We start from the raw sequence: 21,490 nt of genomic DNA, 5'->3' as shown, positions 1-21,490 counted from the left end.
TCCACCAAGCCCTAGCTTGCGACGAAATCAGGACATGAGGACAGCATGAGCGGTAAGCGCAGCATCTTCGAAGAGGTCTCGGAAACCGAAAAACAACAGGCTGTTCAACCCGGTATGATCGACCGGGGGCGTGGCGGTGCGCGCAAGGCAATCCGTGCCTGGCTGATGATCCTGTTCGCTTTGGTCGTGGTGATGATCGCTGTCGGCGGTCTGACGCGGCTGACTGACAGCGGGCTGTCGATTACTGAATGGCGCCCAATCACCGGAGCCGTTCCACCGTTGAGCGAGGCAGACTGGCAGGCCGAGTTCGACAAGTACAAGCAGATTGACCAGTGGCGCATTCAGAACCAGTGGATGCAGCTGAGCGACTTCAAAACCATCTATTGGTGGGAATGGGGGCATCGCCAACTGGGCCGTGTGATAGGGCTGGTCTGGGCCATCGGTTTCCTGGGCTTCCTCGTGGCCCGCAAGATACCCACGGGTTGGACCGGCAAGCTGCTGATCCCCGGCCTTCTGGGCGGTGTGCAGGGTGCTGTCGGCTGGTGGATGGTCGCCTCGGGTGTGACGCAGGGCGAAGGGATGACCGCCGTCGCCAGCTATCGACTGGCCACCCATCTGGGGCTGGCATTCGTAATTCTCGGGTTCCTCGCGTGGTATATTTTCGAGCTTGGCCGGGAAGAACGTGACCTGATGCAGGCGCGTCGCATGAAGGAAGCGAAACTGTTCTCGTTGTCCACCGGCCTGATGCATTTCGCCTTTTTGCAAATACTCATTGGCGCGCTTGTCGCCGGGATCGACGCCGGACGGTCTTATACCGATTGGCCGCTGATCGGCGGGCAGCTGCTGCCGCCGGACGCCACCGCGTTGGAGCCGATGTGGCGCAATTTCTTCGAAAGCCCGGGACTTGTGCAGTTCATTCACCGCTGCGCAGGTTACCTGTTGTTCATCTTTGCTATTGTCGTCTGGCGCCGCGGCAGCGCCAGCGCGCATCCTCAGACGCGCTTCGCCTTCAACGCGGCTTTCGCGGCCCTGTCGTTGCAAGTTGTCGTCGGCATTGTGACCGTCGTCTACGGAGCACCGTGGCAGATCGCCATCTTCCACCAGTTCATGGCCGTCGTCGTCTGGACCCTGATCCTGCGCGCGCGGTTCCTGACTGCTTATCCAATCGCAACATCTGTGCGCGGAGTAAAATAACATGACCGCTTTCGATGAACTGATGGCTTTTCAGCGTGAAACCTCGGCACTGGGCCAAATCGCTGGGCGATTGGGTTGGGATCAGGAAACTGTCATGCCGCGCGGGGCCGCGCCTCAACGCGCCGAGGAAATGGCGGCGATCGAGGCCGTCCTGCACGCGCGCCGATCGGATCCGCGCGTGGCAGAGTGGCTGGATCAGGCCGCGCCTCAGGATGAAGTCGGAAAGGCGCAGCTTCGAGAAATCCGGCGCGCCTATGATCGGGCGGTCAAGGTGCCCGCTGATCTGGCCACGGCGATTGCCCGGACCACGTCCGCCGCACAGGGAACATGGGCACAGGCGCGCGCGGACGAAGATGTCTCGTCCTTCCTTCCTGTACTGGAAGAGGTCGTATCGCTGAAGCGTCAGGAAGGCGAGGCGCTGGCACAGGGCGGAGACGTCTATGACGCCATGGTCGAGGATTATGAACCCTGTACGACTGGCGCTCAGATCGCGGCCATTTTCGATGAGATGCGCCCACGTCTTGTGGCCTTGCGCGCGGCCGTTCTGGAACGCCCTGAACCTGCCGCGCTGACCGGAAGCTTTGACGAGCTGACCCAGATGCGGCTTACGCAAAAACTGGCGGTCGCCTTCGGCTATGACCTCAACAACGGCCGTGTCGACAAGGCGGTTCACCCGTTCAGCTCGGGTTCGGGCCTGGATGTGCGCATCACCACGCGAACCAGCGAAACGGACCCGTTCAACTGCTTTTATTCCACCATTCACGAGGTCGGCCACGCGGCTTACGAACAGGGGATCGACCGCGGCTACCTGCTGACGCCGCTGGGGCGTGGCGTGTCCATGGGGGTGCATGAAAGCCAAAGCCGGATCTATGAAAACCAGCTTGGCCGTTCGCGTGCGTTTACGGGATGGTTGTTCGATCAGATGAAAGACGCATTCGGCGATTTCGGAATTGCCGATGCAGATGCTTTCTACGCTACCGTCAACCGGGTTCACAACGGCTATATCCGCACCGAAGCCGATGAAGTGCAATACAATCTGCACATCATGCTTCGGTTCGATCTTGAGCGCGCGCTGATGGCCGGAGACTTGCAGGTCAACGAACTTGAGGCGGCCTGGAATGACCGCTTCAAGGCTGACTTCGGTTATGCGGTCGACAAACCGTCGAACGGCTGCTTGCAGGATGTGCACTGGTCGGTTGGGCTGTTCGGGTACTTCCCGACCTATTCGCTGGGCAATGTCTATGCAGGATGTCTGTATCAGGCACTGCGCGGCGCAGTTCCTGAACTGGATGAGCAACTGGCAGAAGGTGACACAACAGGCGCAACCGCTTGGTTGCGTGAACACGTTCAGCAACATGGCGGGCTTTATGCGCCACGCGAGATTATCCAGAGGGCGAGTGGAGTAGAGCCGGGGCCCGATCCCTTGCTGGACTATCTGGAACAGAAGTTCAGCGGATTGTACGGGCTGTGACGGTATGAAACGGTAGCCGATTGGTAAGGTTTCTCGCCATTTGCGTTGCAACATTGGCTTTGGCTTGGACACTCAAACCAGCGCGTCGTGCAAAAAGTTTTGTCACCTGTACCAAGCACAGGAATTCGGGCGCGCGGGTATTTCATGTATGGTTTCTGGGTGACAATCTAGTGTTTTGCGTCCGAAGGGCGAATGACCATGTCCAACCGTGGTTTTTCTTCATGGATCTCGCGGAACGCGCAACGGGTGCTTCAGATTGTGTTTCCTGTCACACCGGTACTTGAACGCCGGTAGGCCAGCGTCGTTCCGACCACGCTGGAAATTGAGCACCAGAATGGCCGGGGCACAGGCTGGGTTTGGAGTGACTCTCACGATAGGCGCGATGTTTCTGAATTCATTGCCAAATACGCTTGAGGAGGTGTTGGCACGATTCCCGATTGATCTGGCACAGATCGTAACCACCGGCCATTCCCGCAGCGAACCGGAAAAGTGCGCATCAACAGATTTCGACATGTATTGCCGCCATGGCTACGACAACAGCGGTACTCCCTTCGCCACGCCCGGTTCTGATTGGTTTGATCCAGGTTCTATGGGCGCCGTGGAAGCCACACTAAGGCGCGGGACCTCTGCGGGTTTTCAATGGGACCAAGTTTTTTAGCATGGTGCTATGATCGGCGCATTCCGGGGGACTATGAGACCGGTTTGAACATTTCGGTTGTTGGCTACTAAATCAGGCATGGCGTTCCAAATGGCTGGAGCGTTGTGATGCGCGACTGGTTTGAAGCGGTGAATGCTTTGGACCAGAGTGCTGCGAACACAAATCCGATCACGTGAAGATCGAGTGGAGACTGCGATATATGAAAGTCAGATTGTTTTTTGATTTCACACTGAACGCTGATTTTGGGTGGCGCGTCCTTTCATTCTGCCCAAACACTTGCCGAACAAACATGCACAGATTGACCTAAACCACTGGCACCAGTTCAATCCGGGTCGCGACGGCTGCAAAGAACAAAACGCTGCCGACCAACACAAATACGTGCCAGATCGTATTGTGGAACGGCAGCCAATCCAGCAGGTAGAAGGCGACACCGATCGTATACACGAGCCCACCGGAAATCATCAGTGTGACGATTGTGGGGGACAGATCTGCCAACATGGATTGCCCGGCCCAGACGGCTGCCCAACCCATCAAAAGGTAAAGCGCAAGCCCGAACCAACGGAACCGGTTTGGGTCTAACATCTTGAGAACTGACCCAAGCGTTGCCGAGGACCACAACCCGAGCAGCAGCCCAGGAGGCTGAGCACCGGACAACAGTAGAAATGGGGTATAGGTCCCTGCGATCTTGACGTAGATGCCGGAATGATCGAGGCGTTGCAGAAACCCGCGCCATTCCTCGCTTTCGATCATGTTGTACAACGCAGAAAACGTCAGCATGAGTATCAACGTTACCCCGTAAATCGAGGCACCCAGTACCGCAGATTGATCATACCGGTAATTGATGGTCATCGTGATCAGCAGGGGAACCGCAATCAACGCGCTCGAGACACCGAGCACATGGACCACCCCGTCGCTGATACGTTCTGTGCGGCTGTAAGCTGGTCGGATATGTGCAAAAGACCACATATGAAAAAGCTAGGCGTCAGAATGGCTTCGGGCAAGCGGATCATCCCGAGAGCTATCGATATCGTGATCCAGAATGACAAAACGCCCGCAGAGCGAGCGTTTTGTTTCATATCCGTAATTTAGCGTGAGGATTATTCTTCGGTTTCCTCATCACCCTGATCGGCGATCCGGGCGACGCTGACGACCTCTTCGCCCTTGCCAGTGTTGAACACCTTGACCCCTCCGGCGCTGCGGGACCGGAACGAGATGCCGTCGACCGGAACCCGGATCGACTGTCCCTTGGAGGTGGCCAGCATGATCTGATCGTCGATTTCGACCGGGAACGAGGCCACCAGCGGGCCGCCCCGCATCGCCTTGTCCATCGCCATCACGCCCATGCCGCCACGGCCGCGCACCGGATAGTCATGCGACGAGCTGAGCTTGCCGGACCCCTTGGCCGTGATGGTCAGGATCAGGTTCTCGGCCGCCGACATCTCGGCATAACGTTCCTGCGGCAGGATGCTGTCGGCATTGCCGCCATCCTCGTCGGCTTCGGTATCGTCGGTCACGCCGGCCATCAGGCGGCGCATTTTCAGATAGGCGGCGCGTTCGTCCGGGGTGGCCTCGAAATGACGGATCACCGACATCGAGACCACGCGGTCGCCCGCGTTCAGCCGGATGCCCCGCACGCCGGTCGATTTGCGCCCCTTGAACACCCGCACGTCGGTTGTGGAGAAACGGATCGCCCGGCCGGAATTGGTGACCAGCATCACATCGTCATCGTCCGAGCAGATACGCGCGTTGACCAGTTCCACGCCCTCGGGCAGGTCCATCGCGATCTTGCCGTTGCGCTTGACGTTGGTGAAGTCGCTCAGCGCGTTGCGGCGCACGTCGCCGGCGCTGGTGGCGAAGACGATCTGAAGGTTTTCCCATTCTTCATCCGGCACATCGACCGGCATGATCGCCGCAATGGAAACGCCGGTGGGAATCGGCAGGATGTTGACGATCGCCTTGCCCTTGCCGGTGCGCCCCGACTGGGGCAGGCGCCAGGTCTTGAGCTTGTAGACCATCCCGTCGGTGGTGAAGAACAGAAGCTGGGTGTGCGTATTGGCCACGAAGAGGGTGGTGACCACGTCCTCTTCCTTGGTCTGCATGCCCGACAGCCCCTTGCCACCCCGCTTTTGCGCGCGGAAATCGGCAAGCGGCGTGCGCTTGATATAGCCGCCCGAAGTCACGGTCACGACCATGTCTTCGCGCTCGATCAGGTCCTCGTCTTCCATGTCACCCGACCAGTCGACGATCTCGGTGCGGCGCGGTACCGCGAATTGTTCGCGGACGCTGCGCAGTTCATCAGCGATGATGCCCATTATGCGTTCGCGCGAGGACAGGATATCTAGGTATTCCTTGATCTTTGCGGCCAGGTCTTCCAGTTCGTCCGTGACCTCTTTGACGCCCAGTTGCGTCAGGCGTTGCAGGCGCAGGTCAAGGATGGCGCGGGCCTGAACCTCGGTCAGGTTATAGGTCCCGTCGTCGTTCATCTTGGACAGCGGATCGTCGATCAGGCGCAGATAATCCGCGATGTCGGCGGCCGGCCAGCGCCGGGTCATAAGCTTTTCGCGCGCCTCGGCCGCGTCGGCCGAAGACCGGATCGTGGCCACGACCTCGTCCACGTTCGAGACCGCCACGGCCAGACCGCACAGGATATGGCTGCGTTCCCGCGCCTTGCGCAGGTCAAAGGCGGTGCGGCGGGCAACGACATCTTCGCGGAAATCGATGAAGCTGGTCAGGAAACGGCGCAGGGTCAGCTGCTCGGGGCGGCCGCCGTTCAGCGCCAGCATGTTGCAGCCGAACGAGGTCTGCATCGGCGTGAACCGGTACAGTTGGTTCAGCACGACCTCGGGTGTTGCGTCGCGCTTCAGCTCGACCACCACCCGCACGCCGTTGCGGTCGGATTCGTCCTGAACATGGCTGACGCCTTCGATGCGCTTTTCGCGCACCGCTTCGGCGATCTTCTCGATCATCGAGGCCTTGTTCACCTGATAGGGGATCTCGTCCACGATGATGGCATAGCGGTCCTTGCGCAGCTCCTCCACGCGGGTCTTGGCGCGGATGATGACGCTGCCGCGGCCTTCCAGATAGGCCTTGCGCGCGCCGGAACGGCCCAGCATCACGCCGCCGGTGGGGAAATCAGGGCCGGGGACGTATTCGATCAGTTGCTCGGACGTCAGGTCCGGGTCGTCGATCAGGGCCAGCGTCGCGTTAACCACTTCGCCCAGGTTGTGCGGCGGGATGTTGGTGGCCATGCCCACCGCGATACCGCCGGCGCCGTTGACCAGCATGTTGGGAAACCGCGCGGGCAGGACGGTGGGTTCCTTGTCCTTGCCGTCGTAGTTGTCCTGGAAATCGACCGTCTCTTTCTCGATATCCGCCAGTAGGGCGGCGGCGGGCTTGTCCATCCGCACTTCGGTGTAACGCATGGCCGCCGGGTTGTCGCCGTCCATCGAGCCGAAGTTGCCCTGACCATCCAGCAGTGGCAGCGACATCGAAAAATCCTGCGCCATCCGCACCAGCGCATCATAGATCGCGCTGTCGCCGTGGGGGTGATACTTACCCATCACGTCACCCACCGGACGGGCCGATTTGCGATAGGCCTTGTCATGGGTATTACCGGTCTCGTGCATCGCATAGAGGATGCGCCGATGCACTGGTTTTAAACCGTCGCGCAGATCGGGGATCGCGCGGCTGACGATGACCGACATCGCATAGTCCAGATAGGACGTGCGCATCTCGGATTCGATCGAGACCGTCGGGCCGTCATAGACAGGGCGCTCGGGCGGGGTTTCATCTATGTTTTCGGGGATTTCTGGCGTATCGCTCACGTAAACTGCCCGTATTTTGTGCTGGGTCTATATCTTGTGGATGCACCTTATCAGACCCGGCACATAAGGTGCAAGCAAGCAGCGTTCCCCAAGGTTCGAATCCTCGGTAACACCCAAGTAACATATTGTTATCTAAGTATTAGGGGGTTTTCGTGCTAGCCTGAGAATACCGTGCAACAAACCGGAGGTCTGCATGAAGACAAGTGAAACCGAATTGATGCTTAAGGGCTATGGCCTGACAACGGCCGAATTTTTCTATCACATGCCCGATTACGTCCACGTCCTGAATACCTTCATCTGGCAGGAATATGACCTTGCGCCGGATCATCCCAAACTGTTCGAATTCATCGAGTTTTGGCAACGAGAAATAGAAGGACCGCTGCATTCCGTGAAATTCACGCACCGCAAGATGATCGCACCGGGCGAGTGGCGCAACATGGTTGGCGAGTTTCGCGTGAACTGAGTGACCGGCCAGGTCCGCCTGTGCGTCGGAATTCCTGTTCTCATTTGAGGCAAGTCGCGTATGGTGACTGCCAATCTGATGGCGTCACAGGAAAAAACAATGATCAGAGCCGTTCTCTTTGTTGCAGCGCTTTGCATGACCAGCCCCGTTTTTGCCGAGGGTGTTCTGGACAAGATCAAGAAAGGTGCCGAGAGCGTCGGGAAGACGATCGACAAAGGTGCCGAAGCGGTTGACGATACGATCACGTCCACCTCGGAGCTGCTGTCCAACGAGGCAACACCTGAAGAGACGCGCGCAAAGCTTGACGCGATGGCAGGCGAGATTCTGGATCAGCTTTTGGCGGAAAACCCCGATGTGCGGCCACTTTATGACGTCAGTGCCGGGTATGCGGTGTTCGACTCTCGCAAGGTTACAGTATTCCCTGTGTCGGCGGGCTATGGCCGGGGCGTGGCGGTGTCGAAGGACACCGGGCAACACACATACATGAACATGGGAACGGGCGGGGTTGGTGGCGCCATCGGCATCGGTGGGTTCGAGACCAAATTCGTGATCCTGTTCGAAACCCCCGCTGATCTGGATAAGTTCATAAACCAAGGCTATGACGCGACCGCAGAAACGGGGGCCATGTATGGCGAGGACAAAACGGGCGAAACCCTGCGTTTTACTGATGGACGCTCGTTCTTTGTTCTCAACAAAAAGGGCTGGCGCGTATCGGCCGGCGCGTCCGGCACCAAGTTCTGGAAATCGCCCGAGCTGAACTGATCAGCCAGAACAGCTGGCCCCGCCCAAAACGCAGAATTTGGCGCAATGAGGATGGTTCAGATGCACGTCCGCCTCGGCCTCGGCCAGGGTATGACCCATCTCGAACTCGGGCGCATAGGGCAGCAGGGTGCAGGCCAAAACAGCCGGTTTTTCGGCCCCCTTGCGTTTGACCACCATTCGGGCGCTGGCGCACATGACGTCGTTTGGGGATTTGTTCAGAATTCCCCAGCACGCGGTGGTGATTTCTGGAACCTCGACAGTTTCGTCCATTTCGGGAAACAGAACGGTCTGAGCCGGGTTCTGCGGGTCAATGTCAAACCCGTGCTTGGCAAAGAACCGGGCATAGCCCGCACGGCTTTCCGCGTCTGACTCCCCCCAGACCGTACGCCCGGCGATGGCCATGTTGAAACCGTGGTCGCGCAACCATTCCATACCGGCCAGGGTTTTGTCGAAACTGCCGTCGCCGCGTTCTTCGTCGTGCAGCGCCGGGCGGAAGTGATCGACCGAAATGCGCAGAGTCAACATGTGGTTGAATTCCTTTTGCAACCCCAGCAACCCTTCGCGCATTTTGCGGCGCATCATCGGCGCCATTGCGTTGGTCAGGATCAGAACCTTGTACCCTCGTTCCAGCGCGGCGCGCGTCATGTCGATCATTTGCGGGTTCATGAACGGCTCACCGCCGGTGAAGCCGATCTCGTGCACGGGCCAGTTGCGGGCTTCGATCTGATCCAGGTAGTTCCGGACCTCGTCAGCGGTGATGTAAACCAAAGCGTCATTGCTCGGGCTGCTGGCGATATAGCAGTTCACGCATTCGATATTGCACAAAGTGCCCGTATTGAACCAAAGGGTCTCGGGCCGTGTAAGGGAAACCCTTGCGCGGGTCTGGCCGTCAGCTGTCACCGATTTGTTTTGAAACTTGCCGATATTGGCGAGCTGAGGGGCGTTGTCTTTCATTCCCGCATCCGGTTCTTAAAGGTCATCAATCCGATCTAGCCCTTTGTCGCGGATTTGGTAAGGGTGACGCAGCGGTTCTGACAGAGTTTTGAACAGAGTGATTTATTGCCGAATGGTTGCGCTAACATTGGACATGCCGGAAGGGGCGGGGTAAGGACAATTCATGGTTTCACGCGTCATACCTGTTGATCCCTTTGATCTGATCATTTTCGGCGGCACCGGCGATCTGGCGCAGCGCAAGATTCTGCCCGCGCTCTACCGTCGTTATTGCGCCGGGCAATGGCACGAGGATGCCAGGATTATTGCAGCAGCGCGGGCGGGCCATTCCGCGGAAGATTTCCGACGGATGGTCGCAGAATCGCTGCACCGGCATGCTGTGGTCCGCGCTTCGGAGTCCCCGGGGGTGTCCGGTTTTCTACAGCGGGTCGATTATGTCCCGCTGGATGCAGTATCAGCCGAAGGATGGGAGTTGCTGGGTGAAAAACTGTCGCCCAACCGCGTGCGCGCGTTCTATTTCTCGGTCGGCCCCAGCCTGTTCGGCCCCTTGGCCGAGCGGGTCCGGGCCTATGATCTGGCGACCGAAGATACGCGCATCGTGGTGGAAAAGCCGTTCGGGCATGATCTGGGCAGCGCGCGAGAGCTGAATGCCACACTGGCTGCGCATTTTGATGAAGGCCAGATCTACCGAATCGATCATTATCTGGGCAAGGAAACCGTCCAGAACCTGATGGCCGTACGGTTTGGCAACATGCTGTTCGAACCGCTGTGGAACAGCCAGTATGTCGACCACATCCAGATCACCGTTGCCGAAACCGTCGGTATCGATGGGCGCGAAGAATATTATGAACGCGCCGGCGCGATGCGGGACATGGTGCAAAATCACCTGATGCAGCTGCTGTGCCTGATTGCCATGGAACCCCCGGCAAAGTTCGATCCGGACGCGGTGCGGGATGAAAAGCTCAAGGTGATCCGGGCGCTTGATCCGGTGGAGCCGCATCACATCGTGCGCGGCCAGTTTTCGGCAGGGCCCGAGGGGGCGGGATACCGCGAATGTGTCGGCAATCCACGCTCGACCACTGAAAGCTATGTGGCGCTGAAGGCGCATGTCAGCAATTGGCGATGGGCGGGCACGCCGTTTTACCTGCGCACGGGCAAACGGCTGGTGGCGCGCTCGTCGATTATCAATGTGATGTTCAAGGACGCGCCGCATTCGATTTTCGGGGAAGAGGCCGGGCGTCACGCCAATGCGTTGTCAATCCGGTTGCAACCCAACGAAGGGATCACGCTGAAAGTTACGATCAAGGAGCCGGGACCGGGAGGGATGCGCCTGATCGACGTTCCATTGGACATGAGTTTCGCCGAAGCGCTGGGGCCCGAGAACCAAGACCCGCCAGACGCTTACGAGCGCCTCGTCATGGACGTGATACGGGGCAACCAGACGCTGTTCATGCGTGGGGACGAGGTCGAGGCCGCCTGGGCCTGGACCGATCCGATCATCGCCGGATGGCTGGCGCGCGGGGACGTGCCGAAACCTTATGACAGCGGCAGCACAGGGCCGGGCGACGCCGAGCTGCTGATGAAACGTGACGGTCGCCGCTGGCAGGGAATAAAGCCATGAACATTCAGGAATATGCCGACCGGGAAATGCTGGCCATCGATGTGGCAAACGCGTTGGCTGGTGAGCTTGAGGCCGCTTTGTTACACAATGACACGGTTGCATTGGCCGTCCCCGGCGGGACAACACCGGGGCCGGTTTTTGACAGCCTGTGTGCCGCCGATCTCGAGTGGGACCGTGTGCGTGTTCTGCCTACGGACGAACGCTGCGTGCCGGCTGATCACGAACGTTCGAACGAACGTCTGATCCGGGAAAGACTGCTGACAAACCGGGCATCCGTGGCGCAGTATCTTCCACTTTATGTTCCGGGCGCAGAGCCTGAAGCGGCGTTGCCGGAAATTGAATCGCTGATCGCGCCGGTGCTGCCTTTGTCGGTTCTTGTCCTCGGGATGGGGGAAGACATGCACACGGCCTCGTTGTTCCCGGGAATGGACGGGCTGGACAAGGCCCTCGACAGCCAGGCGCCGACCTTGATCGTCGCCCGGACCGATGTGCAGCCAGAGCCCCGGATTTCTTTGACGGCCCCTGTTCTGGACGGGGCCTTGTCGAAACATCTGATCATCTACGGTCAGGCAAAACGAGACGTTTTGGACAAAGCCATGTCGATGCCACCGGAAGAGGCACCGATCGCCGCGGTCCTCAGCGGCATGACGGTTCATTGGGCGGAGTGAGGCAATGCAGTTGGATGCTTTGAAGGCGCTTGCAGCAGCTGACCGCCGTATCGTCGACCTGTTTGCAAAGGATGCAACCCGGGCCGGGTCGTTTTCAGCCTCGACCGGGGATTTGCTGTTCGATTATTCAAAAACGCAGATCGATGAAGACGTGCGCGCTGCTTTGTTGCAATTGTGCGAAGATGCCGGGCTTGCGACGCGGCGCGACGCCATGTTTGCCGGGAAGAAGATCAACGAAACCGAAGGGCGCGCAGTGCTGCACACCGCCCTGCGCAACCTTGATGGTGGGCCGGTTGACGTGGACGGTCAGGACGTCATGCCCGGGGTTCTGGACACGCTGCATCGGATGCGTGTTTTTGCCGAGGAAGTGCGCGGCGGCGCCATTGCGGGGGCAGGGGGCAGTTTCACCGATGTGGTGAATATCGGCATCGGGGGGTCCGACCTGGGCCCGGTGATGGCCACGCACGCACTGGCCCCTTATCACGATGGCCCGCGGGTGCATTACGTCTCGAACGTGGATGGGGCCCACATCGCGGACACGTTGCGCCCGTTGGATCCGGCGCGGACGCTTGTGATTGTCGCGTCCAAGACATTCACCACGATCGAAACGATGACCAATGCGCGCACGGCCCGCGCCTGGATGTCCGAGGGCGGAGGTGATCCGTCCCGCCAGTTTGCCGCCGTATCCAGCGCGCTGGAAAAGACGCAGGCTTTCGGCATCCCCGAGGCCCATGTGTTCGGTTTCGCCGATTGGGTGGGCGGGCGTTATTCGGTCTGGGGGCCGGTCGGATTGCCGGTCATGATTGCCGTCGGTTCAAATGCATTTGATGCGTTTCTGCGGGGCGGGCAGGCGATGGATCTGCATTTCCGCTCGGCGGATTGGGTGGAAAACATGCCTGTGATGCTGGCGCTGGTCGGCATCTGGCACCGTCAGGTTCTGGGTTGTACCAGCCGCGCTGTGCTGCCCTATGATCAGCGGCTGCTGCGCCTGCCGGCCTATTTCCAGCAGTTGGAAATGGAATCGAATGGCAAATCTGTCGCGATGGACGGGTCTTCGCTGGCTGTCCCCTCCGGGCCGGTGGTCTGGGGTGAGCCGGGCACCAATGGCCAGCATGCGTTCTATCAGCTGATCCATCAGGGGACGGATGTCATTCCCTGTGAATTCATGGTCGCCGCCGAAGGGCACGAACCCGAGTTGACCCACCATCACCGCCTGCTATTGGCCAATTGTCTGGCCCAGTCAGAGGCTTTGATGCGTGGCCGGTCTTTGGATGAAGCCCGTGAACGCATGGCAGAGAAAGGCCTTGATGGCGACGAACTTGACCGGCAGGCGCGACACCGCGTGTTTCCGGGCAACCGCCCTTCCACAACGCTGATCTATCCGAAGCTTACGCCGTTCGTTCTGGGGCAGATTATCGCGCTGTACGAGCATCGTGTGTTCGTTGAAGGTGTTCTGCTGGGCATCAATTCCTTTGATCAGTGGGGTGTGGAATTGGGCAAGGAACTTGCCAACTCGCTTGGACCTGTCGTGGATGGTGTCGCCAGTGCTGACGGTAAAGACGGATCAACCGCCGCATTGGTCGCCTATGCGCTGAAACACCGAAATTAAGAGCGAAAAAATGCCGCCCACGGCCGTGTTGGGCTGCATTCTTTTATTGTCAGACAATTAAATGATTGGCAGGGTTCCTCCGTAGGAAACGACTGTATTGACGCATCGGGTCACGCCCCAAGCCGTCAATGCCAGATGGATAAGGCAGAGGCCATCCAAGGTCTCGCCAAGGACGGGAGGATGTCCATGCTAGGACAGATGATGACGCAGCCCCTGCTGGTTTCGTCGCTGATCGATCATGCAGACCGCTATCACGGCCAGACCGAGATTGTTTCGGTTGAAACGGATGGAACGGTCACTGAAACCAACTGGTCCGAGATTGCGGAGAATGCCCGACGAATGGCGTCGGCCTTGACCAATCTGGGGCTGGAACCGCAGGACAGAATCGGGACACTGGCCTGGAACAATCGGCGGCATCTTGAAATCTATTTTGCCACGTCGGGCGCGGGCTATGTCTGTCACACGGTCAATCCCCGCCTGTTCCCCGAGCAGCTGACTTTTATCATCAACCATGCCCAGGACAGGGTTCTGTTCTTTGATGCGACGTTCATTCCGCTGGTCGCCGCGCTGCATGACGCTTTGTCCGAAGTTCAGCATTTTGTCCTCATGGGGCCTCGCAATGAAGAGGCTGCGGCTCAGGTTCCTGATCTGAAGTTCTATGACGAGTTGATCCAGACAGGAGATGCGGATTTCCAATGGCCTGACCTGGATGAAAAGACGGCCTGCGGTCTGTGCTATACGTCGGGAACCACGGGCAACCCAAAGGGCGTGTTGTATTCCCATCGGTCAACACTGCTGCACAGCTTTGCATCGAACACACGGGATGTGATCGGGTATTCAGCGATGGATGTTGTCATGCCGGTTGTGCCGATGTTCCACGTCAACGCCTGGGGGTCGCCCTACGCCTGCGCCATGTCGGGATCGCGGCTTGTGCTGCCCGGGCCGGATTTGCACGGCGAAGCGCTGGTCAATCTGATCGACACCTATGGCGTGACTTTGGCCATGGGCGTGCCGACCATCTGGCAGGGCTTGCTGGCCCATGCCGCGGCATGCGGAACCGAACTCAAAAGCCTTGAACGCACGGTTATCGGCGGCGCCGCGTGCCCTCCGTCGATGATCGAAACGTTCCGCGAAACCTATGGCGTTGACACGGTCCACGCCTGGGGCATGAGCGAGATGAGCCCGCTGGGAACGACGAATTATCCCTTGGCCAAACACCTGAAGCTGCCGCCGGAGGAACAGCACAAGATCCGTCTGAGCCAGGGCAGACCACCCTTTGGGGTCGAATTGAAAATCGTGGACGAAGATGGGAATGATCTGCCGCATGACGGCGAAACCCAGGGCGATTTGATGGTGCGGGGTCACTGGGTTCTGGACAGCTACTTCCAGTTGCAGGATCAGGATCTGTTGCAGGATGGCTGGTTCGCCACCGGGGATGTGGCCACTTTGGATCCGGATGGCTACATGACCATTCGCGACAGATCCAAGGACATCATCAAATCCGGCGGGGAATGGATCAGTTCGGTCGAGCTTGAGAACATCGCCGTGGCCCACCCACAGCTTGCGACGGCCGCCGTGGTTGGTGTTCCGCATCCGAAATGGGATGAACGCCCCTTGCTGGTTGCCGTGAAAGCCGATGGTGAAAATCCCGGCGAAGAGGATTTGCTTGCCTTTTTCGAAGGCAAAATCGCCAAGTGGCAGATCCCGGACAAGGTTGTTTTTGTCGACGCATTGCCGCTGAGCGCGACCGGAAAGGTATTGAAACGCAAGCTTCGGGCCGAGTTCGGCGACGCCCTGACAGGCTAGGTCTGTTGCGTTTTGGGGAATTGGCTCCGGCGGTAGGGATCGAACCTACGACCAATTGATTAACAGTCAACTGCTCTACCGCTGAGCTACGCCGGAACGGTTCGCGCCGTATAGCAATCCGGTTTCCCGACGTCCAGAGGGTGCGTGTGTTTTTCGTCGAAAAAAACCGGCATAAATCGATGTGATTTCTGACGGTAATGCAGGTCTGAACGAAGGGGGGATTTTGGCTCCGGCGGTAGGGATCGAACCTACGACCAATTGATTAACAGTCAACTGCTCTACCGCTGAGCTACGCCGGAACTGAGGCGCGTATAGCAACCCGGATTCCGGACGTCCAGAGGTTAAGTACGAGAACCATCAAAAAATTTTGCAGTTTTAGCGAACCCGCCGAAAAACAGATGAAACTGACAGGGGGCCAATGGGGCCCACTTTGTTTTTTCCATTCAGATCAACGAGATGAGCAAAGACGTTGCGCTCGGCCGCGGGCAGCAATGCCGCTGGCGTATCCGTATAGATGCGCTCGGCCAGATGCCGCGCTGTCCCGTCTTTTTCTTCCAATGCGCTCAGAATCTGGGCCTCGCGGGTCTGGCGATGTGCAATCAGCCAGTCCAAACGTTCGGCAGGGCTGGTGATCGGTGCGCCATGGCCGGCGTGGAAAACCGACCAGTCGCGCGCGCGCAGCCGATGGCAGGCAGTCATGAAGTCGGTCAGATCACCATCCGGAGGGGACACCAACGAGCTGGCCCACCCCATAACATGATCCGCCGTGAAACAGATGTTCTGCCAGGCCAGAGCAATGTGATTGCCCAGATGGCCCGGTGTGTGAATGACCTCAAGCTGCCACCCGTCGCCATTGATGGTTTCACCATCCGCCACTTCGACATCAGGGCGAAACGTGGTGTCTATGCCTTCGCCGCCGCCGGTCAGTCCCTGCGCTGCAAGATCGGTCATGACGGCGCTGCGTCCTGCCTCGGGCCCGCCATAAGCATAAATCGTCGCCCCTGTGCGCGCCGCCAGCGGAGCCGCCAAGGGTGAATGGTCCACATGCGTATGTGTGACAATGATATGGCTGATCCTTTGACCCGGCGCCAAGGAATCCAGAATTGCGCCCAGATGTGCCTCGCTTGCGGGGCCTGGATCGATGACGGCAATGTCGCGTTCACCCAGCAGATACGTGTTGGTACCGCAATAAGTCATCGGAGAGGGATTCGGGGCCAGAATACGCCGCAAACCCGGATGCAGTTCCTCTGGCTGGCCGACGGGCGGATCGAAATCATCTGGTGCCTGCATTCTGTGCTCTTTCTCTTGTCCGGGCAGCCCGTTAGGTTTAGCGCATGTCTTCGCACTGGCTCAAACCTTATATGCCTCGCAGTCTTTACGCCCGGGCGGCGCTGATCCTGGTTTTACCTGTGATCGTGCTGTTGCTGGTCGTGGGAATCGCGTTCCTTCAAAAGCATCTTGAGGATGTCACCGGCCAGATGACGCGCGCGGCATCCCGCGAGGTGATGCTGATTTCGACAATGATCGAGGACGCGGAAACGCAACAACAGGCGCTGGCGTCGATTCGTCCCGATTTGCAGGCCCTTGAGATGAAGGCCAGGTTTCTGGGCGTCAACGAACAGCCTGAGATTGGCGCGCGGCGATGGTACGATTTCATCGCCCCGCAGGTCGAATCCGAACTGTATGCCAGGTTGCCCAATCTTGCCGCCGTGGCGTTACCCAGCAGCAAAGAAGCGCGGGTTTATCTGAAGACGCATCTGGGGTTGCTGCAATTGACGTTCGATCGGCGCAGGTTGTCGCCCGCGGCTCCGCATCAATTGATCGTCACCATGGTGTTCTTTGCGGTCATCATGACGACGATCTCCTTTCTTTACATGCGGAATCAATTGCGTCCCATTACGCGCCTCGCTGATGCGGCGCAGGCATTCGGGCGGGGGCGAATCGTTCCGTATTCACCCGGTGGTGCTATCGAGGTGCGCGCGGCGGGAAATGCGTTTCTGGACATGCGGTCCCGGATCGAACGCCAGATCGAACAACGGACGTTGATGCTGTCGGGTGTCAGCCACGATCTGCGGACCCCGTTGACACGTTTGAAGCTTGGACTGTCGATGTTGCCGGAAGACGAGGCCGCACCGTTGCAAAAGGATGTCACGGAAATGCAATCGTTGCTGGATGCGTTTCTGGATTTTTCGCGTGGGGCTGCCGAGGGATCGACGGAAGAGGTCCAACCGGATGAATTCCTCCGCCAGATCGTGGATGATGCAAAACGGGCCGGTCATCAGGCAGAGCTGATCGCGGTCGAAGGGCAGGGGACGGTCATGATACGCCCCATGGCTGTACGCCGGGCGGTGGAAAACCTGATTGGAAATGCCATGCGCTATGGCAGCCGGGCCGAGCTCAGCCTGTTTTTGAACGCGAAATCGATGCGCATCCGCGTTGAGGATGACGGCCCTGGTATACCTGCGGACCAACGTACAGAGGCGGTAAAGCCTTTCACGCGACTCGACCCGGCTCGCAATCAGAATCAGGGCAGTGGCGTTGGCCTTGGTCTTGCGATTGTGGCGGATGTCGCGCGCGCGCACGGTGGAGCTTTGCGTCTGTCGAAAAGTGAACGTCTCGGAGGGCTCTGCGCGGACATTATTATCGGGCGATAGACCCCCTGTTATGTCTGCGCATGGGGTTCAATTTTGTTAATTTGTCTCGCCATGGCATCCTGTCCCCATAGTTTTTTGCTTTTTTGGGGGCGCATAGGATGGTTATCGCAGGATTCGTGAAATTGGCCGAAAAGGGGTTTGTCGGGTGCGCGACACTTGCGGCCTTGCTGCCTCTTTGGCAGTGGTATGACGAAACCGATGAAAGGCGGGTGGAACGCCTGACCGGTTTTATCGGGGCAGGCGATACATGTCTGAAATGGTTGCGGTCCGACCTGATCGAGCCGTTGGCATCCGAGTTGTGGCATGCGTCGCAGCAGGACGTGGTGGAAGGCGACGAGGATCTGGCACCTCTTCCGGTTCAGGTGCGTGCCAATATGGCGATATTTTGCGCTGAAATGCTGGACTATTTGCAGAATGACTTCGGCAAGTTCGATGAGCCTCTTGCCTATGATTACTACATGATGATCATGGATGCGTCGTTCTGGGTCGATCCTGATGAATTCGAGACCTATTTGGAGGCGGTGCATCAAGATCCGAGCCTGTCCGGCAGTCACGAGGATTACAGCTTTGGTGGGCGCGACGGCTATTCCTATGAATGGCAAGTAACCCAAGAGGAGCTCGACGCCTATTTTGGGTTCGAAGATTCGGACGGATAAGCCAGCGCATCAACGTCCAGACGGCAACAACCCACTCGGATGTTTCGGCGAAATGGTAGGCCCGGAGGGACTCGAACCCCCAACCAAAGCGTTATGAGCGCTCTGCTCTAACCAATTGAGCTACAGGCCCGCCTAGGCGCTTGGGTATCACGGTGAACAGCCGCGTCAAGCCTGACCGTTGCAACAAACGCCACAATCGACTAACCCGCCCGCAAAGCTTTCTTGAGGGACCGGACATGACAGCGGGTAAAAACGGAATCACCTATGCCGATGCAGGTGTGGATATCGACGCAGGCAACGCCCTGGTCGATCGGATCAAACCCGCCGCCAAGCGGACCAACCGCCCCGGTGTGATGAGCGGTCTGGGTGGATTTGGCGCGCTGTTCGATCTGAAGGCTGCCGGATACCAGGACCCGATCCTGGTCGGTGCGACGGATGGTGTGGGCACCAAGCTGCGGATTGCGATTAATACCGGCGTCGTGGACGGGGTCGGCGTCGATCTGGTGGCCATGTGCGTGAATGACCTGATCTGTCAGGGGGCCGAGCCGCTGTTCTTCCTCGACTATTTCGCGACCGGCAGGCTGGATACCGATACGGCGGCGCGGATCATCGAAGGGATTGCCGAAGGCTGTGCGCAGTCTGGCTGTGCCCTGATCGGTGGTGAAACCGCCGAGATGCCGGGAATGTATCCCGATGGCGATTTTGATCTGGCCGGATTTGCAGTCGGTGCGATGGAACGCGGCGCAGATCTGCCCGCGGGCGTTCAAGCCGGTGACGTCCTTTTGGGTCTGGCCTCGAACGGGGTGCATTCCAACGGCTATTCGCTTGTGCGCAAGCTGGTCGAACTGTCCGGTCTGGGCTGGGATTCGCCGTCGCCCTTCGGAGAGGGCAACCTGGGTGAGGCACTTCTGACGCCCACACGCCTTTACGTAAAACCGGCTTTGGCTGCGGTTCGTGCGGGTGGTGTTCACGCGCTGGCGCATATCACCGGCGGCGGGTTGACCGAAAATCTTCCGCGCGTGCTGCCCCAAGGGCTGGGGGCCCGGATCGATCTGGGCAGCTGGCAACTGCCCCCTGTCTTCGGCTGGATGGCGAAGACCGGCAGTATCGTTGAGGCGGAAATGCTCAAGACCTTCAATTGCGGCATCGGCCTTATTGTCGTGTGCGCCGCGGACAAGGCGGATGAGCTGTCAGCCCTGCTGGCAGATGCCGGTGAAATCGTCGCTCGGATCGGTGCCGTCACGGAAACGCCCGGCGTCGCCTATTCGGGCAAACTGCTGTGAGCCAGAAGCGCGTCGCGATCCTGATCTCCGGGGGCGGGTCGAACATGGTGTCGCTTGTTGACAGCATGACCAAAGATCATCCGGCGCGGCCCTGTTTGGTGCTGTCCAATGATGCGCAGGCAGGCGGGCTGAAAAAAGCTGCGGACCGTGGCATTCCGACCGCAGTGGTTGATCATCGCCCTTTCAAGGGCGACCGCAGCGCGTTTGAAGCCGAGCTTTTGAAACCCCTGCAAGAGGCGCAACCCGACATTGTCTGTCTGGCTGGCTTCATGCGGGTTCTGACCGCGGATTTCGTGTCTCGGTTTCAAGGGCGGATGCTGAATATCCACCCTTCATTATTGCCAAAATACAAAGGGTTACACACCCATGCCCGCGCGATACAAGCCGGAGATTCCGAACACGGATGCTCGGTGCATGAGGTGACGGCGGCACTGGATGACGGCCCGATTCTGGGCCAGGCACGGGTGCCGATCCAAGCCGATGATACACCGGAATCGCTGGCTGCGCGGGTGCTGGTGTGGGAACACAAACTCTACCCCGAAGTGCTGCGGCGCTTTGCAGAAGGCAACAGGTCGCCCGTCCTGTTGCCGTGAACGCTCGGTGGGTGATTTACACCCGTGCAATAATCGGCCTATGGTCGTCGACAACGCTCGGGACGAGGACAAAAACGGGCAGGCACAAAAACAAGAGCGATACTAGTACGGCGCATGAAAACCCTGACGACGACGCAAGAGCTGGCCGATTTCTGCAAGGCCGCCGAAGGCTATCCCTATATCACGGTCGACACCGAATTTCTGCGCGAGCGGACGTATTACTCCAAGCTGTGCCTGGTGCAATTGGCTGTCCCGTCCGAGGATGAAGACAGCGCGGTTCTGGTCGATCCGCTTGCCGATGGTTTGTCGCTTGACCCGCTTTACGATCTTTTCCGGAATGAAAGCGTGGTCAAGGTGTTCCATGCCGCCCGCCAGGACCTTGAGATCTTCTGGGTGGAAGCCGGCGTGTTTCCCAAGCCGCTGTTCGACACACAGGTCGCAGCGATGGTGTGTGGCTTTGGCGAACAGGTTGGCTATGAAACTCTGGTCCGGAAAATCTGCAAGCAGGGCGTCGACAAGACCTCTCGGTTCACCGACTGGTCCCGGCGCCCGTTGACCGATGCTCAGAAAAACTATGCTCTTGCAGATGTGACCCATTTGCGCGGGATCTACGAGCGTCTGGCCGCAGAACTTGAAAAGACGCAGCGCAGCCACTGGGTTGCCGAAGAATTGCGGACGCTGACACAGCCTGCCACATATGACATCCGCCCCGAAGACGCATGGAAGCGGGTAAAGACGCGCACGAACTCGGCCAAGTTTCTGGCTGTGGTGCGGGAATTGGCGCAGTTTCGCGAATCCTATGCGCAGGAAAACAACGTGCCCCGGAACCGCGTATTCAAAGACGACGCGCTGATCGAGCTGGCATCGACCAAACCCAAAACACATTCGGATTTGGGCGGATCCCGCCTGTTGCTGCGCGAAGCCCGCAAAGGGGCGATCGCCGAAGGTATTCTGGCAGCGGTCAAGCGTGGCGTGAATTGCCCGCCCGACAAATTGCCCAAGGTCGACACTTCGCGCGACAAGCTCAAGGTCAATCCGGCGCTGGCTGACCTGCTTAGGGTTCTGCTGAAGTCCAAGACCGAAAGTTCAGGTGTGGCGGCGAAATTGATCGCCACAAGCTCGGACCTGGATCAGATTGCGGCCGGCGAGCGGGATGTTCCAGCCTTGTCGGGATGGCGGTTCGAGGTCTTTGGCGAGGATGCTCTCAAACTGTGCGAAGGAAAGATTGCCCTCGCGGCCAAAGGACAGTCGGTCAAGGTCGTGTCCCTGTAACGGCG

Annotated in this window: 18 protein-coding genes and 3 tRNA genes; 14 read left to right on the top strand and 7 right to left on the bottom strand. The window is 58.8% G+C overall.

All coding sequences use genetic code 11. The features are described from left to right. Positions 1–45 precede the first annotated feature (45 nt). The 3 genes from ctaA (at position 46) to ACR0E2_RS03845 (ending at position 3,323) form a co-directional block, all read left to right on the top strand. Positions 46–1,194 (top strand): heme A synthase, encoded by a 1,149-nt coding sequence (gene ctaA / locus ACR0E2_RS03855; RefSeq protein WP_171167918.1) that lies wholly within the window; start codon positions 46–48, stop codon positions 1,192–1,194. A gap of 1 nt (position 1,195) precedes the next feature. Further along, a complete protein-coding gene (locus ACR0E2_RS03850) occupies positions 1,196–2,665 on the top strand; it encodes a carboxypeptidase M32 (RefSeq protein WP_480445263.1) in 1,470 nt (489 codons plus the stop codon). Positions 2,666–2,999: 334 nt separating this feature from the next. After that, positions 3,000–3,323: a hypothetical protein gene (locus ACR0E2_RS03845; protein ID WP_480445261.1), complete on the top strand. Its 324-nt coding sequence runs from the start codon at positions 3,000–3,002 to the stop codon at positions 3,321–3,323. A 303-nt stretch (positions 3,324–3,626) separates the two neighbouring features. Here the strand turns inward: ACR0E2_RS03845 and trhA are convergent, their stop codons facing one another. Together trhA and gyrA are read right to left on the bottom strand one after the other, a co-directional pair. Further along, positions 3,627–4,289, bottom strand: coding sequence for a PAQR family membrane homeostasis protein TrhA (trhA, locus tag ACR0E2_RS03840; RefSeq protein ID WP_480445259.1), 663 nt, complete (start codon positions 4,287–4,289; stop codon positions 3,627–3,629). Positions 4,290–4,420: 131 nt separating this feature from the next. Continuing rightward, entirely contained in the window at positions 4,421–7,147 is a 2,727-nt protein-coding gene (gene gyrA, locus ACR0E2_RS03835; RefSeq protein ID WP_480445257.1) for a DNA gyrase subunit A, read from the bottom strand. Between the two features lie 193 nt (positions 7,148–7,340). On the opposite strand from gyrA, the gene ACR0E2_RS03830 reads away from it, so the two are divergent. Beyond that, positions 7,341–7,610 (top strand): usg protein, encoded by a 270-nt coding sequence (locus ACR0E2_RS03830; protein ID WP_152458119.1) that lies wholly within the window; start codon positions 7,341–7,343, stop codon positions 7,608–7,610. Positions 7,611–7,709: 99 nt separating this feature from the next. Beyond that, positions 7,710–8,372, top strand: coding sequence for a lipid-binding SYLF domain-containing protein (locus tag ACR0E2_RS03825; RefSeq protein WP_480445255.1), 663 nt, complete (start codon positions 7,710–7,712; stop codon positions 8,370–8,372). On the opposite strand, the gene ACR0E2_RS03820 is transcribed toward ACR0E2_RS03825, so the two are convergent. Further along, positions 8,373–9,326, bottom strand: coding sequence for a radical SAM protein (locus ACR0E2_RS03820; protein WP_480445254.1), 954 nt, complete (start codon positions 9,324–9,326; stop codon positions 8,373–8,375). A 163-nt stretch (positions 9,327–9,489) separates the two neighbouring features. Here ACR0E2_RS03820 and zwf point away from each other — a divergent pair, with 163 nt between their 5' ends. The 4 genes from zwf to ACR0E2_RS03800 all read left to right on the top strand — a co-directional run bounded on the left by zwf (position 9,490) and on the right by ACR0E2_RS03800 (position 15,027). Next, positions 9,490–10,944: a glucose-6-phosphate dehydrogenase gene (gene zwf, locus ACR0E2_RS03815; RefSeq protein WP_480445252.1), complete on the top strand. Its 1,455-nt coding sequence runs from the start codon at positions 9,490–9,492 to the stop codon at positions 10,942–10,944. Further along, positions 10,941–11,612, top strand: coding sequence for a 6-phosphogluconolactonase (gene pgl / locus ACR0E2_RS03810; protein ID WP_152458116.1), 672 nt, complete (start codon positions 10,941–10,943; stop codon positions 11,610–11,612). Before zwf ends, pgl begins: the two co-directional genes overlap by 4 nt. A 4-nt stretch (positions 11,613–11,616) precedes the next feature. Beyond that, positions 11,617–13,221 (top strand): glucose-6-phosphate isomerase, encoded by a 1,605-nt coding sequence (gene pgi / locus ACR0E2_RS03805; protein WP_480445250.1) that lies wholly within the window; start codon positions 11,617–11,619, stop codon positions 13,219–13,221. A gap of 186 nt (positions 13,222–13,407) precedes the next feature. After that, positions 13,408–15,027: a long-chain-fatty-acid--CoA ligase gene (locus tag ACR0E2_RS03800; RefSeq protein ID WP_480445248.1), complete on the top strand. Its 1,620-nt coding sequence runs from the start codon at positions 13,408–13,410 to the stop codon at positions 15,025–15,027. 21 nt (positions 15,028–15,048) lie between these two features. On the opposite strand, the gene ACR0E2_RS03795 is transcribed toward ACR0E2_RS03800, so the two are convergent. From ACR0E2_RS03795 to ACR0E2_RS03785, 3 genes are all read right to left on the bottom strand, one after another. Next, positions 15,049–15,123 (bottom strand) — tRNA-Asn (locus tag ACR0E2_RS03795). A gap of 128 nt (positions 15,124–15,251) precedes the next feature. Next, positions 15,252–15,326, bottom strand: a tRNA-Asn gene (locus tag ACR0E2_RS03790). A gap of 76 nt (positions 15,327–15,402) precedes the next feature. Then, positions 15,403–16,317, bottom strand: coding sequence for an MBL fold metallo-hydrolase (locus ACR0E2_RS03785; protein ID WP_480445246.1), 915 nt, complete (start codon positions 16,315–16,317; stop codon positions 15,403–15,405). A 44-nt stretch (positions 16,318–16,361) separates the two neighbouring features. Between ACR0E2_RS03785 and ACR0E2_RS03780 the strand changes: the two genes are divergently transcribed. Both ACR0E2_RS03780 and ACR0E2_RS03775 read left to right on the top strand, forming a co-directional pair. Continuing rightward, entirely contained in the window at positions 16,362–17,681 is a 1,320-nt protein-coding gene (locus ACR0E2_RS03780) for an ATP-binding protein (RefSeq protein WP_171362788.1), read from the top strand. Between the two features lie 98 nt (positions 17,682–17,779). Next, complete coding sequence (locus ACR0E2_RS03775; protein WP_152458112.1) at positions 17,780–18,337, top strand: hypothetical protein; 558 nt, start codon at positions 17,780–17,782, stop codon at positions 18,335–18,337. 53 nt (positions 18,338–18,390) lie between these two features. On the opposite strand, the gene ACR0E2_RS03770 is transcribed toward ACR0E2_RS03775, so the two are convergent. Then, positions 18,391–18,467 (bottom strand) — tRNA-Ile (locus ACR0E2_RS03770). Positions 18,468–18,573: 106 nt separating this feature from the next. Between ACR0E2_RS03770 and purM the strand changes: the two genes are divergently transcribed. The 3 genes from purM to rnd all read left to right on the top strand — a co-directional run bounded on the left by purM (position 18,574) and on the right by rnd (position 21,485). Further along, a complete protein-coding gene (purM, locus tag ACR0E2_RS03765; protein ID WP_480445244.1) occupies positions 18,574–19,620 on the top strand; it encodes a phosphoribosylformylglycinamidine cyclo-ligase in 1,047 nt (348 codons plus the stop codon). Beyond that, complete coding sequence (gene purN / locus ACR0E2_RS03760) at positions 19,617–20,213, top strand: phosphoribosylglycinamide formyltransferase (RefSeq protein ID WP_171228249.1); 597 nt, start codon at positions 19,617–19,619, stop codon at positions 20,211–20,213. Before purM ends, purN begins: the two co-directional genes overlap by 4 nt. A gap of 114 nt (positions 20,214–20,327) precedes the next feature. After that, positions 20,328–21,485 (top strand): ribonuclease D, encoded by a 1,158-nt coding sequence (gene rnd / locus ACR0E2_RS03755; protein ID WP_152458109.1) that lies wholly within the window; start codon positions 20,328–20,330, stop codon positions 21,483–21,485. Positions 21,486–21,490 lie beyond the last annotated feature (5 nt).

Source organism: Ruegeria sp. A4 (genome assembly GCF_056543025.1).
Note: the sequence above shows the minus strand (reverse complement) of the source record. Positions and strands in the feature narration are given on the sequence as shown.

What these genes read in the sequence shown, in the direction of transcription:
- trhA (WP_480445259.1), bottom strand. Translation starts at nt 4,289, where the DNA reads ATGTGGTCTTTTGCACATATCCGACCAGCTTACAGCCGCACAGAACGT.
- purM (WP_480445244.1), top strand. Translation starts at nt 18,574, where the DNA reads ATGACAGCGGGTAAAAACGGAATCACCTATGCCGATGCAGGTGTGGAT.
- pgl (WP_152458116.1), top strand. Translation starts at nt 10,941, where the DNA reads ATGAACATTCAGGAATATGCCGACCGGGAAATGCTGGCCATCGATGTG.
- ACR0E2_RS03830 (WP_152458119.1), top strand. Translation starts at nt 7,341, where the DNA reads ATGAAGACAAGTGAAACCGAATTGATGCTTAAGGGCTATGGCCTGACA.
- ctaA (WP_171167918.1), top strand. Translation starts at nt 46, where the DNA reads ATGAGCGGTAAGCGCAGCATCTTCGAAGAGGTCTCGGAAACCGAAAAA.
- rnd (WP_152458109.1), top strand. Translation starts at nt 20,328, where the DNA reads ATGAAAACCCTGACGACGACGCAAGAGCTGGCCGATTTCTGCAAGGCC.
- ACR0E2_RS03845 (WP_480445261.1), top strand. Translation starts at nt 3,000, where the DNA reads ATGGCCGGGGCACAGGCTGGGTTTGGAGTGACTCTCACGATAGGCGCG.
- ACR0E2_RS03800 (WP_480445248.1), top strand. Translation starts at nt 13,408, where the DNA reads ATGCTAGGACAGATGATGACGCAGCCCCTGCTGGTTTCGTCGCTGATC.
- pgi (WP_480445250.1), top strand. Translation starts at nt 11,617, where the DNA reads ATGCAGTTGGATGCTTTGAAGGCGCTTGCAGCAGCTGACCGCCGTATC.
- ACR0E2_RS03850 (WP_480445263.1), top strand. Translation starts at nt 1,196, where the DNA reads ATGACCGCTTTCGATGAACTGATGGCTTTTCAGCGTGAAACCTCGGCA.
- ACR0E2_RS03775 (WP_152458112.1), top strand. Translation starts at nt 17,780, where the DNA reads ATGGTTATCGCAGGATTCGTGAAATTGGCCGAAAAGGGGTTTGTCGGG.
- ACR0E2_RS03825 (WP_480445255.1), top strand. Translation starts at nt 7,710, where the DNA reads ATGATCAGAGCCGTTCTCTTTGTTGCAGCGCTTTGCATGACCAGCCCC.
- ACR0E2_RS03780 (WP_171362788.1), top strand. Translation starts at nt 16,362, where the DNA reads ATGTCTTCGCACTGGCTCAAACCTTATATGCCTCGCAGTCTTTACGCC.
- ACR0E2_RS03820 (WP_480445254.1), bottom strand. Translation starts at nt 9,326, where the DNA reads ATGAAAGACAACGCCCCTCAGCTCGCCAATATCGGCAAGTTTCAAAAC.
- zwf (WP_480445252.1), top strand. Translation starts at nt 9,490, where the DNA reads ATGGTTTCACGCGTCATACCTGTTGATCCCTTTGATCTGATCATTTTC.
- ACR0E2_RS03785 (WP_480445246.1), bottom strand. Translation starts at nt 16,317, where the DNA reads ATGCAGGCACCAGATGATTTCGATCCGCCCGTCGGCCAGCCAGAGGAA.